Raw genomic sequence first — 15,790 nt, forward strand, 5'->3', positions numbered from 1 at the left:
CTCCTACCCCGCCCGGTACCGCACCGTCACCGGCGCGTGGTCCGACCACCGCGCCGCGTGCTCCTCAGCCCGCTCCACACGCGCCCACTCCGCACGCGCCGCCAACCCCGGCGTCGCCACCTGGTAGTCGATCCGCCACCCCGCGTCGTTGTCGAACGCCCGCCCCCGATACGTCCACCACGAGTACGGGCCCTCCCGATCCGGCATCAACGACCGCATCACGTCCACGTACCCCACCTCGTCGAAGACCCGCGACATCCACTCCCGCTCATGCGGCAAAAAACCCGAGCTCTTCCGGTTGGACCGCCAGTTCCTCAGATCCGCCTCCCGATGCGCGATGTTCCAGTCACCGCACACCACCAGCTCACGGCCCCCCGACTCCACCTCCTCACGCCGCTTCACCAGGTACGCCAGGAACGCCTCCATGAACCGCTCCTTCTCCTCCTGCCGCGGCGTGCCCACATCCCCCGACGGCAGGTACAGACTCGCCACCGTCACCGGACCCAGGTCCACCTCCACATACCGACCCGAATCCTCGAACTCCGCCGCACCGAACCCCACCCGGACCTCATCCGGCTCCACCCGCGTGTACACCGCCACCCCGGCACGACCCCTCGCCGCCGCCGGAGCCAACACCACGTGCCACCCCGGCGGGGCGATCACCTCGGCCGCCAACTGGTCCCGCTCCGCCCGCGTCTCCTGAAGACACACCACGTCCGCGCTCGTGGCCGCCAACCACCCCACGAACCCCGGATCCTTCCTCGCCGCCGCACGCAGACCATTGACGTTGACCGTGGACACCTCGAAACCGTTCATCACAGGCCACAGAGTAGCCACCCCCGACCTCACCCGTCCCCACGCTCACCCACCAACCGACGCACCACCCCATACGTCCGGTTCGACCCCGCGGCCTCCCGCTGCGCCCGCGCCGTCACCTCGATATAGGCCTGCGACGACGCCACCGACGCATGCCCCAACAGGTGCATGATCTCACTCACCGACGCCCCGTCCTCCGCCAACCGCGTCGCGAACGTGTGCCGCAACGCGTGCACCAACGTCCCCCGCGCCACCCGGTCATGCACCCCCGCGTGCCGATAACACTGCCGCACCAGATACTGCAGCCCACCCCGCCGCAACCCCTGCCCCCGGTTGTCCACCAACAACGGATCCGCCCCCCGAACCTCCACCCCGAACCGCCCACGCCGCGACACCAGATACGCCTCCAACAAGGCCTCCAACGGCGCCTCGATCGGCAACACCCGCTCACCACCGCCCTTGCCCACCACCCGGATCCGCCGCTCACCCGCACGGCCCCCCACCGACTCCACCCGCAGCGCCAACATCTCCGCCGACCGCATCCCCGTCAGCAACGCCAACGCCAACACCGCCAGATCCCGCTCCGGCCACGGATCCCTCGCCCGACGCGCCCCCCGCGCCAACGCCTCCAACAACCGCTCCGGCGTGTCCTCACCCATCAACGGCTTGGGACCCGACGGCCGCACCCGAGGCCGCGGCACCGCCGACATCGGATTGCCCGCCACCACCCGCTCCGAGACCCAGAACCCGAAGAACCCGTTCCACGTCGACCACGCCCGCACCACACTGGAGGCCGCACGCTCCCCGGCGAACTCCGCGAACGCCCCCCGCAACACCCCCGCGTCCAACTCGGCCAACCCCACCTCGTCCAACCCGCACCCACGCGCCCGCGCCACACACCCCAACACCCCACGCAGGTCACGCCGGTAGGCCGCCACCGTGTGCGGAGACGGCTTGGCCGCCCGCCGCGCCACCAGGTACCGCTCCACCGCCTCCAGGGCCCCCAGCCCCGCCAGTTCACCGCTCATGCACACAGCATCCCCGACCGCGCACCACACCCACACCCGGAACCCACCCGGAATCGAACACGATCGAACACCACTCAGCACCGCACCCGAACCAGGCCAGCGGGGGAGCGGGGGGCCACCACGGCGGTCAGACAGCAGCGATCGAACACCGCCGCGGCACCGGACGGGGAGCCCGCCCACGTGAAGAGCCGCACCCACACCGATCACGGGGACCGCGACGTCACCACACCGGGGGAGGGCCCCACCCGCGACACCGCCCCGACCGCACACCACCAGCCAGCGCACCCACGAACACAGCGTCGGGGCGGCCCGCCAGGGGGAGAGGACGCGAGGACACCGCCACCGCCCAGGACGGCGTCCCACCAGACAACCCGACGATCAGCGGTGCGCCGCCCGCGCGCCGACAGGGCCAACGACGTCACACCACCGCGCAGGAGCCCGGGCGCCCCTCAACCACCCAACACCGCACGCACCCCACGCGCGATCTCCACGTCCTCACGCGCCCGCACCACCAACGACCGCACCGACGCACCCGCCGCACTCACCTCACCCTCACCCCGCACACCCGCGTTCACCACCGGATCCACCCGCACACCCACAAACCCCAACCCCAGAGCCGCCCGCCACCGCACCTGCGCCGAGTTCTCACCCACACCACCGGTGAACACCAACGTGTCCACCCCACCCATCGCCGCCGCCATCGCCGCCACCCCAGCACGCAACCGGTGCACGTACACCCCCAACGCCAACTCCGCCTCAGCGTCACCCCGCCCCACCACCTCCCGCATATCCGCCGTCCCCGCCAACCCCAACAAACCCGACCGCTCCTCCAACGCCTCACTCACCTCCCGCACCGACAGCCCCGCATGCTCCTGCAACCACACCACCAACCCCGGATCCACGCTGCCCGACCGCGTCGCCATCACCAGCCCCTCCAACGGCGTGAACCCCATCGTCGTGTCCACACACCGCCCCCGCAGCACCGCCGACAACGACGCCCCCGACCCCAGGTGCGCCACCACCACCCGCTCACCACCGGTCCACCCCACCGCCCGACGCGACGCGTAGGCGTGCGACAACCCGTGGAACCCGTACCGACGCACCCCCCACTCACGCCGCCACCGCTCCGGCACCGCGTACGTCGCCGCCACCCCCGGCAAGCCCGCGTGGAAGGCCGTGTCGAAACACGCCACCGCCGCCACCCCCGGCAACACCCGACCCACCGCCTCGATCCCCGCCAACGACGCGACCTGATGCAACGGCGCCAACCCCACCAAACCCCGCAACCGCTCCACCACCGCCGCGTCCAACCGCACCGGCGCCACGAACTCCCGCCCACCGTGCACCACCCGATGCCCCACCGCGTCCGCCTCGGGCAACCCCGCCACCGCCTCCTCCAACGCGCCCCGCCTCCACACACCACGCTCAGCGGGCACCGCGACCTCCTCCACCACCTCCTCACCGTCCACCACGCTCAACTTCAGGCTGCTCGACCCCGCGTTCACCACCAGCACCCGCATCAGTACGGCCACGTCCACTCGCGGATCCACGCCGGATCCTCACCGAACTCCCGCGTGTACGCCCGATCCCGCGCCCGCGCGTCCACCATCCGCCGCCGCACGTGCGCGGCCCCCTCCGCCAACCCCTCCACCCGGTCGATCACGTCCATCACCAGGTGGTACCGGTCCAGATCGTTGAGCATCACCATGTCGAACGGCGTCGTCGTCGTGCCCTCCTCCCGGTACCCGCGCACGTGCAGGTTCCCGTGGCCCCGACGCCGGTACGTCAACCGGTGCACCAACCACGGGTACCCGTGGAACGCGAAGATCACCGGCTTGTCGACCGTGAACAACGCGTCGTACTCGGCGTCCGGCAACCCGCGCGGATGCTCGCCCTCCGGCAGCAACCGCACCAGATCCACCACGTTCACCACCCGCACACGCAACCACGGAAACTCCCCCCGCAGCAGATCCACCGCCGCCAACGTCTCCAACGTCGGCACGTCCCCCGCACACGCCAACACCACGTCCGGATCGGCACCACCCTCGGTACCGGCCCACTCCCAGATCCCGATCCCACGCGCGCAGTGCGCGACCGCCTCGTCCATCGACAGGTACACCAACTCCGGCTGCTTCCCCGCCACCACCACGTTCACGCGGTCCCGCGACCTCAGACAGCGGTCCACCACCGACAACAACGTGTTCGCGTCCGGCGGCAGATACACCCGCACCACCTCCGCGGGCTTGTTCAACACCACGTCCAGGAACCCCGGATCCTGGTGCGTGAACCCGTTGTGGTCCTGCCGCCACACATGCGACGTCAACAGGTAGTTCAACGAGGCGATCGGCCGCCGCCACGGCAGCCGCCGCGACACCCTCAACCACTTCGCGTGCTGGTTGAACATCGAATCCACGATGTGCACGAACGCCTCATAACACCCGAACAACCCGTGCCGCCCCGTCAGCAGATACCCCTCCAACCACCCCTGGCACAGATGCTCACTGAGCACCTCCATCACCCGACCGTGCCGCCCCAGGTGCTCATCGGTCGACAGCACCTCCTCCTCCCACACCCGATCCGAGACCTCGAACACCGCCGACAACCGGTTCGACGCCGTCTCGTCCGGCCCCACCAACCGGAACCGGTCCGGATTGGCCCGCACCACGTCACGCAGGTACCCCCCGAGCACCCGGGTGGCCTCACACGTGCGCACACCGTGCCCGTCCACGCCGACCGCGTAGTCCCGAAAGTCCGGCAGATCCAGATCCCGCAGCAACAACCCCCCGTTCGCGTGCGGGCTGCCGCTCATCCGCCGCCCACCCCCGGGCGCCGCCGACCGCACCGCCCCCACCGGCGCCCCCGCGCCGTCGAACAACTCCTCCGGCCGGTACGACCGCATCCACCGCTCCAACAACCCCCGGTGCTCGGCGTCCTCACGCACCCGCCCCAACGGCACCTGGTGGGAACGCCACGTCCCCTCCACCGGAACCCCGTCCACCTCCACGGGCCCGGTCCACCCCTTGGGGGAGCGCAGCACGACGACCGGCCACACCGGCCGCTCCCGAACACCCGCACCGCGCGCCGCGCGCTGGATGTCGGCGATCGCGTCCAGCGCCTCGTCCAACACCCGCGCCATCCGCCGGTGCATCACCGCCGGATCGTCACCGCTCACCAGCAGCGGACGGTAACCCACCCCCTCCAGGAAGGCGATCAGCTCCGCCTCGGGCACCCGTGCCAGCACCGTCGGATTGGCGATCTTGTACCCGTTCAGGTGCAGGATCGGCAGGACCGCGCCGTCGCGCTCCGGGTCCAGGAACGAGGTCGCGCGCCAACTGGCCGCCAGCGGTCCCGTCTCGGCCTCGCCGTCGCCCACCACACACGCCACCACCAGGTCGGGGTTGTCGAAGGCCGCGCCGTGGGCGTGCGCCAACGAGTACCCCAGCTCACCGCCCTCGTGGATCGACCCGGGGGTCTCGGGCGCCACGTGGCTGGGCACACCGCCGGGAAACGAGAACTGCCGGAAGAGCCGCCGCATGCCCTCCCCGTCCAGGGACACGTGCGGGTACACCTCGCTGTAGGTGCCCTCCAACCAGGCGTTGGCCAAGGCCGCGGGGCCGCCGTGCCCGGGCCCCAGCACGTACATCATGTTCAGGTCGCGGGCCCGGATCACCCGGTTCAGGTGGGCGTAGCAGAAGTTCAGCCCGGGGGTGGTGCCCCAGTGGCCCAGGAGTCGGGGTTTGACGTGCTCGGGCCGCAGTTCCTCGCGCAGGAGCGGATTGTCGAGCAGGTAGATCTGGCCCACCGACAGGTAGTTCGCCGCGCGCCAGTAGGCGTCCACACGGGCGAGTTCGTCGTCATCGATGCTGGCCATGGCCGTGGTCCTCCCGGAGTCGTCGTCCGTCGCGTTGGTGGAGGGGACCCGGCCCGGGGCGGTCAGAGGGAGGCGGCGCCGTCCCGGTCACCGTAGTCGGGGGAGTGGGGGAGCTCCAGACGACGTGCCGGGGGAGGAGCCCGAACCATCACATTAAGTAAAAGGTCAACAACCCTTCGCGATCGTGTCGTCGGCGGGTCAGGGGCGAACCGGGGGAGTGGGGGCCCGGCGCCATACAGGGGGAGCGCCGAGGCCCCCACGCGCAGGGGAGACGCCCCGGGGGACCGTGCGAGGTCAGTCCTCGCGGCGGGGTCCCCGGCCAGCACACCACCACAAGCCACGCATACAACTTCAAAAGATGACAAAAGCATGCATAACATCGTTTATGCATCAAACATGGCGACAGGGGAGGAACCCCACCCGCCGGGGGACGCCCTGCGACCGCACCCCCAGATCCCGCAGCCGGACACCGCACCGGAGCCGTCCGCACCAGGGGGGAGCCAGCCCGCGTCCACGCCACGACAGCAGCCAGTGACCCGGCCGCACCACTGGCCAGCGCACCCACCCCGACACCCGCGGCCAGACTCAGCGGATCCACACACGCCCACCGGCGAAACCCCGCCGTCCACCGGCACGGCCCACAGGCCACCAGGCGCGAGCGGCTCCCGCACACCGCCGCCCAGCCCGGTCGCCACCGGCCGCCTCCACGGGCCACGACCGACGCGCCGACGCGATCGCACCGACCCCGCACACCCGGATCGACGACCCCGCCCAGAGGCCGCCGCGCGGCACCCGCACCGTCGACGCCCACCACCGAACACACCCGAAACCCCTACCCCACAAGGGATCCCGCATCACCGATAATGCACATTATGTCAAGTAAACGATTCCCGGCCCCCACCCCACACCCGAATTAACACCCCGCCGGATACCGACATGTATACGCAACAACCGAACGCGCCCAGCGAAACACCCCGCCCCCAGCCTCCTAGGTGTCCCCCGACACCGACCCCCAAGGAGGTGGCGTGGCACGCACACGCCTGGGCGCCCTGCCCACCACCCTCACCGCGGCCGCCTGCGCCCTGCTCCTGACCACCACCGCCTGCGCCAACGGCGACCCCACCGGCGTCGACGACGACACCGTCACCGTCGGCATGCTCCACTCCCTGTCCGGCACCATGGCCATCAGCGAGGTCACCGTCCGCGACGCCGTCCAACTCGCCATCGACGAGATCAACGCCGACGGCGGCGTCCTGGGCCGCCAGATCGAACCCGTCATCGAGGACGGCGCCTCCGACGAGGCCACCTTCGCCGAACGCGCCCAAAAACTCCTCCAGGCCGACCAGGCCGCCACCGTCTTCGGCGGCTGGACCTCCGCCTCCCGCAAGGCCATGCTCCCCGTCTTCGAACGCAACAACGGCCTGCTCTGGTACCCGGTCCAGTACGAAGGCCTCGAAGCCTCCCCCAACATCGTCTACACCGGCGCCACCACCAACCAGCAGATCATCCCCGCCCTGGACTACCTGCGCGAACAGGGCCACACCAGCCTCTACCTCGTCGGCAGCGACTACGTCTTCCCACGCACCGCCAACCAGATCATCAACGCCTACGCCGACGCCCACGACATGCAGATCACCGCCGAGGAGTACACCCCCCTCGGCCACACCGAGTACTCCACCATCACCAACGACATCGCCCGCACCCAACCCGACGCCGTCTTCAACACCCTCAACGGCGACTCCAACGTCAGCTTCTTCCAACAGCTGCGCTCCGCCGGCGTCACCGCCCAGGACACCCCCGTCCTGAGCGTCAGCGTCGCCGAGGAGGAGATCGAGGGCATCGGCGCCGACAACATCGCCGGACACCTCACGGCCTGGAACTACTACCACACCACCGACACCAACACCGGCTTCGTCGAGGCGTTCACCCAGACCTACGGCGCCGACCGCGTCACCTCCGACCCCATGCAGTCCGCCTACAACGCCGTCTACCTGTGGCGCGCCGCCGTCGAGGAGGCGGACAGCTTCGAGGTCGACGCCGTCCGCGCCGCCCTCGACGGCATCACCGTCCAGGCCCCCGAAGGCACCATCACCCTCGACGGCGACACCCAACACGTCATCAAGACCGCGCGCATCGGCCAGATCAACGCCGACGGCCTCATCGACGAGATCTGGGCCTCCCCCGAACCCATCACCCCCGACCCCTACCTGACCGGGTACGACTGGGCCGCCGACCTCACCGGCTGACCCGCCCTCACCCGGGGAGCGCCCCGACGCGACACCTCCCCCGGCGGCCGGGACCCGCACCCTCCCGGCCGCCCCCACCACCCCCGAAAGGAGCCCCGGTGGACGCCCTGCTCACCCAACTCCCCGTCGGCCTGTCCATCGGCGCCGTCCTCCTGCTGGCCGCCCTCGGCCTCAACCTCACCTTCGGCCAGATGGGCGTCATCAACATGGCGCACGGCGAGTTCATCATGACCGGCGCCTACACCGCCTACGTCCTCAACACCTGGCTCGGCCCCACCCCAGCCCTCCTCCTCGCCCTCCCCACCGCCTTCGCCGTCACCGGCGCCCTCGGCTGGCTCCTCGAACGCGGCCTCATCCGCCACTTCTACGGACGCCCCCTCGACACCCTCCTGCTCACCTTCGGCATCGGCATGATCCTCCAACAGGCCGCCCGCGACATCTTCGGCGCACCCAACGTCGACGTCCCCACACCCGACTGGCTCACCGGAGGCATCACCCTCCCCGGCGACATCCGCCTGCACCACGCTCGCCTGTTCATCCTCGCCCTGGCCGTCATCGCCGTGGCCGCCCTCACCCACCACCTCCACCACTCCCGCCAAGGACGACAGATGCGCGCCGTCCTGCACAACCGCGACCTGGCCGCCGTCTCCGGCATCAACACCCGCCGCGTCGACGCCACCACCTTCGTCATCGGCTCCGGCCTCGCCGGCATCGCGGGCGTGGCCCTCACCCTCACCGGCCCCACCGGCCCCACCCTGGGCACCAACTACATCGTCGACGCGTTCCTCGTCGTCGTCATCGGCGGCCTCGGCCACCTACGCGGCACCGTCCTGGCCGCCCTCGCCCTGGGCCTGCTCAACGCCACCGTCGAAGCCTGGACCGACGCCTCCCTGGCCAAACTCATCGTCTTCGCCACCATCGTCGCCCTCCTCCAAGCCCGCCCCCAAGGACTCCTCACCACCAAGACAAGGGCACTCGCGTGACCACCACCCTCACCCGCCTACGCGGCCCCCTCACCTTCACCGCCCTCATCGCCGCCGCCATCCTCGTCCTCCCCCACCTCCTCGAACCCTTCCGCCTCAACCTCCTCGCCCAATACCTGTGCTACGCCATCGTCGCCCTCGGCATCGCCCTGGCCTGGGGCCGCGGCGGCATGCTCACCCTCGGCCACGGCGTCTACTTCGGCCTCGGCGGCTACGCCATCGCCATCCACCTCACCCTCGCCCGCACCGCCACCGACCCCCTCACCCCCGACCGACTCCCCCAGTTCATGGTCTGGTCCGGCCGCACCGAACTCCCCTGGTTCTGGACCGCCCTGACCCACCCCGCCGCGGCCATCGCCGCCGCCGTCCTCGTCCCCGGAGCCCTGGCCACCCTCCTGGGATGGTCCGTCTTCCGCCAACGCGTCCGCGGCGCCTACTTCGCCATCCTCAACCAGGCCCTGGCCGCCGCCTTCGTCATCCTCCTCATCGGACAACAACACCTCACCGGCGGCTCCAACGGCCTCACCGACTTCCCCGTCTTCGCCGGACACAGCCTCTACTCCCCCACCGCCCAAACCACCCTCTACACCCTCACCGTCCTCACCCTCGCCGCCCTCTACCTACTCCTCCGCCACATCACCCGCAGCCGCTACGGCAAACTCCTCCTCGCCATCCGCGACGGCGAAGACCGCGTCCGCTACCTCGGCTACGACCCCACCTGGGCCAAAACCCTCGCCTACGCCCTGTCCGCCATGACCGCCGGCATCGCCGGAGCCCTCTTCGTCCCCATCCTCGGCATCATCTCCCCCACCCTCGTCGGCGTCATCCCCTCGATCATGATGGTCCTCGCCGTCGCCCTCGGCGGCCGCCACTCCCTCGCCGGAGCCGCCACCGGCGCCGTCCTCGTCAACGCCGCCCAGACCACCTTCGCCGAAACCTTCGCGGGCGGCTGGACCTACCTCCAAGGCGCCCTGTTCGTCCTCGTCATCGCCCTCGCCCCCCAAGGCCTGGCCGGACTCACCCACCACGCCAGGGGCGCCCTCACCCGACCCCGCACCCCCACACCGGAGCCCACCACCACCGGGAGCCCCACATGAGCCTGCTCACCATCACCGACCTCACCGTCACCTTCGGCGACTTCACCGCCCTCGACGACATCAACCTCACCATCGAGGAAGGCGAACTCCGCTTCCTCATCGGCCCCAACGGCGCAGGCAAAACCACCCTCATCGACACCATCACCGGCCGCACCCGCCCCACCCACGGCACCATCACCTTCAACGGCCACACCCTCAACAAACGCAGCGAACACCACATCGCCCGCACCGGCATCGGCCGCACCTTCCAGACCAGCGTCGTCTTCGAGGAACTCACCGTCGCCGACAACGTCGACCTCGCCGCCTCCCACCGCCTACGCCCCTGGCAACTCCTCCGCGCCCCACGCACCCACCCCGACCACGTCACCCGCATCCTCGACCGCGTCGGCCTCACCCCCCACGCCAAAGCCGCCACCCTCTCCCACGGCCAACGCCAATGGCTCGAAATCGCCATGCTCCTGGCCCAACAACCCCGCCTACTCCTCCTCGACGAACCCGTCGCCGGAATGAGCACCGACGAACGCACCCGCACCGGCCACCTCCTCACCGAGATCGCCGCCGACCACACCATCGTCGTCATCGAACACGACATGGACTTCCTACGCCGCCACGCCCACCAGGTCACCGTCCTCCACGAAGGCCGCGTCCTCACCCACGGCGACCTCACCACCGTCCAGAACGACCCCCAGGTCCAACAGGTCTACCTCGGCCGCACCCCACAGAAAGCCCACACATGACCACCCCCCACCTGCACATCCACCAACTCCACGCCGGCTACGGCCGCGCCCGCGTCCTCTTCGACATCAACCTCACCATCACCACCGGCACCATCGCCTGCGTCATGGGCCGCAACGGCGTCGGCAAAACCACCCTCCTCAACACCATCGCCGGACTCATCACCCCCACCCACGGCACCATCACCCACAACAGCACCCCCATCACCCACCACCCCCCACACACCCGCGTCCACAACGGCATGGCCTACGCACCCCAAGGCCACGACACCTTCGCACCCCTCACCGTCGCCGAGAACCTCCACGTCGCCCACACCGCCACCCGACGCGGCGGCCCCGAACTCATCGACGCCGCCCTCGACCGCTTCCCCCGCCTCAAACCCCTCCTCCACCGCCGCGCCGGCAACCTCTCCGGAGGCCAGGCCCAACAACTCGCCATCGCCCGCGCCCTCGTCACCAACCCCACCCTGCTCCTCCTCGACGAACCCACCGAAGGCATCCAGCCCAACATCGTCGAGGAGATCGAAACCGCCATCACCGACATCGCCGCCGAAGGAACCACCGTCCTGCTCGTCGAGCAGTACCTCGACGTCGCCCTCCGCCTCGCCGACACCGTCACCGTCCTCGACGCCGGCCACATCGTCCACACCGGCGACCGCGCCGACCTCACCAGCGACGACGCCCACGCCCTCATGGCCATCTGACCCACCCAACAACCACCCCCGCCCCACACGACGAAGGGGCCCACCCACCGGCAGACCCCCACGACACCCAACCCACACCGACTCACACCAACCGCACCCACCCCGTACGCACCCACAACGCCCCACCCGACTCCAACCGCTCCACCACCGCACGCTCCAACCGCGTCCCCCGCGGAGCCGCCGCCACATCCACCTCAGGCATCCCGAACACGAACCGGAACACGTCCCCCTCCCCCGGAACCCCCCCACCCACCAACGAGAACCGCCGCTGGAACCGCACGATGTTGGACCCCTCCCCCAACACCTCGGCCCACCACGGATCCAACAACCACGACGTACACGTCGCCACCACCGGATCCATCCCCAGATGCGCCCGCGCGAACGCCCGCGCCCCCGCCAACGCCGCATCCACCGCCACCGGATCCAACCCACCCGTGGGAATGTGCAACCGCAGCACCGGATCCCCCACACCCATCCCCGCACCCCACGCGGCCGCCTCCCCCGCCGGATACCACTCCACCGCGCCCTGACCCCCCAACAACGCGGGCTCCAACTGCAACCCACCCACCCAGAACAACCGGCCCCGGAACTGCGCCGCCACCCACGCCGACGTCTCCAGACCCAACCGGCCGAACATCCGCCGCGACCGCGCCACCTGCACACCCACGTCCGCCAGCGTCCGCGCCGTCACCGCACGGTCGATCCCCCGCGCCCCGTGCCGCTCGAACTGGTCCTCCACCATCGCCGCGAACGCCCACAGCGACGCCATCCGCACCCGGACGTCCCGCGCCCCGACCAGCGTCGGCCACGCACGCCACCCGTCCAGCGGCAGGTCCACATCCGCGCACAACCGCCGGTACATACACCCCACCAGGTGCCACAACTCCGGCGGCCACCCCGCGTCCGGCCACACCGCCGCCACCTCGGCCCGATCCACCGGATCCAACGCGAACAGGTCCAACACCCGCGCGGCCCGCTCCCCCACCGGCACGTCCAGCGCCCGCGCCGGGTCGGGAAGCCGCTCGGCCTCCGCCAACCACACCCGCACGTCCGAACCCAGACCGAACCGTTCCACCACAGCAGCGCTATCCATGCGCACATCTTGCCGGAACGCCCACCCCCCAAGCCCTCCCACAACCGACGCGAGTGAGGCCGGGCTCACAGTGGGGCATAGTGTTGACGTACGACCACGAACTCAGCGAAACCACCGAAAACGAGGACGACCACCGATGTCCGACCCGGCGCACCGCATACAGGACTGGATCGCCACCCACGACACACCCACCACCTCCGTGGCCCACCTGCTCTGCGACCGCCACCACCCCGACACCGTGGCCACCACCGAGATCGGACCCACCCTCGAAGCCACCACCCTCACCTTCGGCGAACTCGCCGACCGCTCCCGCGCCCTCGCCGCGGGCCTCGCCGACCTCGGCGTCACCACCGGCGACCACGTCGCCACCCTCATCCCCAAGGGCATCGACCTCACCGTCACCGCACTGGCCGTCTGGCGCCTGGGCGCCGTCCTCGTCCCCCTCCTGCCCTCCTTCGCCCCCTCCGCCATCGCCGAACGCCTCACCCACTCCCAGGCCCGCCTGGTCCTGTGCGACGCCGAGTACCGCACCAAACTCGACCCCCTCCCCGACTCCGCCGCCCCCCGCTGGGGCGTCGCCACCACCGGCGCCCACCCCCTGCGCGAGGGCGACCACACCCTCGACTCCCTCACCGAGCGCGCCCACACCCCCGTCGCGGACGCCGCCGTCGGCGGCGACGGCGCCCTCGCGCTGCTGTTCGTCTCCGGCCCGGTCGGCCCGCCCCGGGGAGTGCCGGTGCCCGTCCGCGCGCTGTCGGCCATGCACGCCCACCACCACTACGGCCTCGGGGTGGACGACGAGGACGTGTACTGGAACACCGCCGCCCCCGGCACCGCCTACGGCCTCTACCACGGGGTGATCTCGCCGCTGCTGGCCGGGCACAACTCGCTCGCCCTGCGCGCGGGGTTCTTCGATCCCGAACTCACGCTCGACGTGCTGGGCGTGTTCGGGGTGACCAACCTGGCCGCCGACCCCACCACGTACCGCACGCTGCGCGCGGCGACCAAGACGCTGCCGCCCGACGTGGTGGTCCAGCGGCTGTCGAGTGCCGGCGAACCGCTCTCGCCCGACGTGATCGAGTGGGTGACCGACGCGTTCGGGGTGCCGGTGCGCGACCACTACGGGCAGACCGAGCTGGGGTGGTGCGTGGGCGTGCCCAACGGGGACACGGGCGAGCCGGTGCAGGAGATCGTTCCGGGAGCGATCGGCCCGGCGCTGCCCGGGTGGGACGTGCGTGTCCTGGAGGCGATCTCCGACGAGCCGGCGCCGGTGGGCGCCTACGGTCGGGTGGCGGTCGATCTGGCCAACAGCCCGTTGGCGTGGTTCGGGGGGTACCTGGAGAACGAGGGCGCCTCGCAGGTCCGGTTCACGCCGGACCGGTCGTACTACCTGACGGGTGACACGGGGATCGTCGACCGCAGGGGGCTGCTGTTCTTCTCCACGCGCGACGACGGCGCGATCCAGTCGCACGGGTACCGGATCGGCCCCACCGAGGTGGAGGCGGTGCTGAACGAGCACGCGGCGGTGGAGGAGTGCGGGGTGTACTCGATCCCCGACGAGTTGGCGGGGCAGGTGATCGGCGCCCGGGTGGTCCTGTCGCCGGGGTTCGAGGCCGGTGAGGAGCTGGCCGAGGAGCTCAAGGAGTGGGTGCGGACGCGGTACGCGACGCACGCGGCGCCGAGAGCGGTGGACTTCGTGGCGGAGCTGCCGCGCACGGCCTCGGGCAAGATGCGGCGGGCGCGGCTGCGCTGATCCCGGCCGCAGAGCGGTGACGGCCCCGGGGGGCGGCCACGGCGTCGATGATCGTGTCCACCCCTCGGGGCGGCCGGGAGCGGGGTCCGGTGCGCGTCACGCGTGCTGGGTCATGAAGCCGTACTCCCCGACGGTCACGATCATCTCCGTGGTGCCGAATCCGTCCTCGTCGACGGTCTCGCAGGTGCCCAGCTCCTCCCCGACCTCGGCGCTCGCGACCTCGGGCAGGTCGCACAGGACGTATTCGGTCCGCTTCGACCAGCGCAGGTGGTCCTCGACGACGTCGCGCACCACCGGCCCCGCGGGCAGTTCCGCGGTGTACTGGATCCACGTCTGGTCGAGCACGTCGGGCATGAGCTCCCACGCGTCGTCGATGGTGACGACGTAGTCGTAGTCGTCTCCGAGGAACGTGACCGTGCAGGTCACCTCCCTCTCCTGGCCGGTGATCGCGGGGCAGGCGTAGGCGGCGTCGGGGTCGGTCGTTCCCGCGAACTCCGAGACCGCCACCAGTGCCTCCCACGCGATGCTCTCGCCGAACGGGGCGTTCGATCCGGGTTCGGGCGGCAGGTCGAGCTGGGCTTGGTCGGTGAGGCCGTAGGAGCTGGGATCGTTCTCGGGGATCGGACCCTGGCGGAATCCGGAGGTGTCCGCGGCGCATCCGGCGAGTGCGGCGGCGCAGGCGAGGACGGTCACTGCGGTGGTCGACCTGTTCGTCACGGTGTCTCCCGGGGGGTTGTGGGGGGGCATGCACTGCGATGCTGGAGTGGGGCGGGAGGTTCTCGGTGCATGGGGTGTGGCGGGGGCCCGGTGGTCGTCGGGGCGCGGCGCGGCGGCGGCTCTCGCGCGGGAAGTGCCGTGCGAGAGCCGCCGGTGTACACGAGGGGACGTCTGGGGGCCGGTGGGGTGTTCGAGGGCGCGCTCGGCCCCTCAGGGGCGGGGTGGCGCCGGGACGAGTTCGTCGATGCGGGCGGCCAGGGCCATGTCGTTCTCGGTGAGGGCGCCGACGGCGTGGGTGCACAGGGACAGGCGCACCCTGTTGTAGCGGATGTCGATGTCGGGGTGGTGTCCGGCCTGTTCGGCGGCCTGGGCGATCTCGTTGACCAGGGCCATGGCGGCGAGGAAGTCGGGCAGGCGGACGGTGCGGTGGATGTCGGGGGTCTCGGGGTCCCACTCCCAGTCGGTGAGTCGCTCCAGGCCCTCCCTGATCTGGTCGTCGGTGAGCTTCATGGTGTCCTCTCCCCTGTGTGGTGACCCTACGGCGCGGCGTCGTGACGGCATGGGCCGGTGCAGGGGAACCGTACCCCGGCGGTGGGCCGGTTTCACGCACCCCGCGAGGAGTGGGGCGGGGTTGGGGTGGTCGGTGCGGCGGAGCCGCGCGATTGTGGTTGTTGTGTCTTGAGGAAATGAGTCCGCCACCTTTACAGCGTAGATTTTGATCTTGGCCGGATTCGGCAACACCGGCACT

13 protein-coding genes are annotated in these 15,790 nt (G+C 70.8%); 6 read left to right on the forward strand and 7 right to left on the reverse strand.

Features of this window, described 5'->3' with window-relative positions; translation table 11 throughout:
- Positions 1–3 precede the first annotated feature (3 nt).
- The 4 genes from AB0I72_RS15100 to AB0I72_RS15115 all read right to left on the reverse strand — a co-directional run bounded on the left by AB0I72_RS15100 (position 4) and on the right by AB0I72_RS15115 (position 5,715).
- The gene (locus tag AB0I72_RS15100) at positions 4–816 is read right to left on the reverse strand and encodes an exodeoxyribonuclease III (protein ID WP_358567922.1); all 813 of its coding nucleotides are present in this window, start codon (positions 814–816) and stop codon (positions 4–6) included.
- 29 nt (positions 817–845) lie between these two features.
- Positions 846–1,844: a tyrosine-type recombinase/integrase gene (locus tag AB0I72_RS15105; protein WP_358567925.1), complete on the reverse strand. Its 999-nt coding sequence runs from the start codon at positions 1,842–1,844 to the stop codon at positions 846–848.
- A gap of 449 nt (positions 1,845–2,293) precedes the next feature.
- Entirely contained in the window at positions 2,294–3,364 is a 1,071-nt protein-coding gene (locus tag AB0I72_RS15110; protein ID WP_358568461.1) for an acetate/propionate family kinase, read from the reverse strand.
- On the reverse strand, positions 3,364–5,715 hold the full coding sequence (locus AB0I72_RS15115) for a phosphoketolase family protein (RefSeq protein WP_358567928.1): 2,352 nt from the start codon (positions 5,713–5,715) through the stop codon (positions 3,364–3,366). Before AB0I72_RS15115 ends, AB0I72_RS15110 begins: the two co-directional genes overlap by 1 nt.
- 1,025 nt (positions 5,716–6,740) lie before the next feature.
- On the opposite strand from AB0I72_RS15115, the gene urtA reads away from it, so the two are divergent.
- From urtA to AB0I72_RS15140, 5 genes are all read left to right on the forward strand, one after another.
- Entirely contained in the window at positions 6,741–7,961 is a 1,221-nt protein-coding gene (gene urtA, locus AB0I72_RS15120; RefSeq protein ID WP_358567931.1) for an urea ABC transporter substrate-binding protein, read from the forward strand.
- A 98-nt stretch (positions 7,962–8,059) separates the two neighbouring features.
- A complete protein-coding gene (gene urtB, locus AB0I72_RS15125) occupies positions 8,060–8,944 on the forward strand; it encodes an urea ABC transporter permease subunit UrtB (protein ID WP_358567934.1) in 885 nt (294 codons plus the stop codon).
- Positions 8,941–10,041, forward strand: a complete 1,101-nt coding sequence (gene urtC, locus AB0I72_RS15130) for an urea ABC transporter permease subunit UrtC (RefSeq protein WP_358567937.1) — start codon at positions 8,941–8,943, stop codon at positions 10,039–10,041. Before urtB ends, urtC begins: the two co-directional genes overlap by 4 nt.
- Entirely contained in the window at positions 10,038–10,778 is a 741-nt protein-coding gene (gene urtD, locus AB0I72_RS15135) for an urea ABC transporter ATP-binding protein UrtD (RefSeq protein ID WP_358567940.1), read from the forward strand. The genes urtC and urtD overlap by 4 nt, the downstream gene beginning before the upstream one ends.
- Entirely contained in the window at positions 10,775–11,479 is a 705-nt protein-coding gene (locus tag AB0I72_RS15140) for an ATP-binding cassette domain-containing protein (protein WP_358567943.1), read from the forward strand. The genes urtD and AB0I72_RS15140 overlap by 4 nt, the downstream gene beginning before the upstream one ends.
- Positions 11,480–11,561: 82 nt before the next feature.
- Here AB0I72_RS15140 and AB0I72_RS15145 read toward each other — a convergent pair whose 3' ends face one another.
- Complete coding sequence (locus AB0I72_RS15145) at positions 11,562–12,572, reverse strand: acyltransferase domain-containing protein (protein ID WP_358567946.1); 1,011 nt, start codon at positions 12,570–12,572, stop codon at positions 11,562–11,564.
- Between the two features lie 136 nt (positions 12,573–12,708).
- Here AB0I72_RS15145 and AB0I72_RS15150 point away from each other — a divergent pair, with 136 nt between their 5' ends.
- Positions 12,709–14,325 (forward strand): AMP-binding protein, encoded by a 1,617-nt coding sequence (locus tag AB0I72_RS15150; RefSeq protein ID WP_358567949.1) that lies wholly within the window; start codon positions 12,709–12,711, stop codon positions 14,323–14,325.
- A gap of 96 nt (positions 14,326–14,421) precedes the next feature.
- On the opposite strand, the gene AB0I72_RS15155 is transcribed toward AB0I72_RS15150, so the two are convergent.
- Together AB0I72_RS15155 and AB0I72_RS15160 are read right to left on the reverse strand one after the other, a co-directional pair.
- Positions 14,422–15,042: a hypothetical protein gene (locus AB0I72_RS15155; protein ID WP_358567952.1), complete on the reverse strand. Its 621-nt coding sequence runs from the start codon at positions 15,040–15,042 to the stop codon at positions 14,422–14,424.
- 210 nt (positions 15,043–15,252) lie between these two features.
- Positions 15,253–15,552, reverse strand: coding sequence for a 4a-hydroxytetrahydrobiopterin dehydratase (locus tag AB0I72_RS15160; RefSeq protein ID WP_358567955.1), 300 nt, complete (start codon positions 15,550–15,552; stop codon positions 15,253–15,255).
- Between the last annotated feature and the right edge of the window lie 238 nt (positions 15,553–15,790).

Source organism: Nocardiopsis sp. NPDC049922 (genome assembly GCF_040660275.1).
Classification (GTDB): domain Bacteria; phylum Actinomycetota; class Actinomycetes; order Streptosporangiales; family Streptosporangiaceae; genus Nocardiopsis.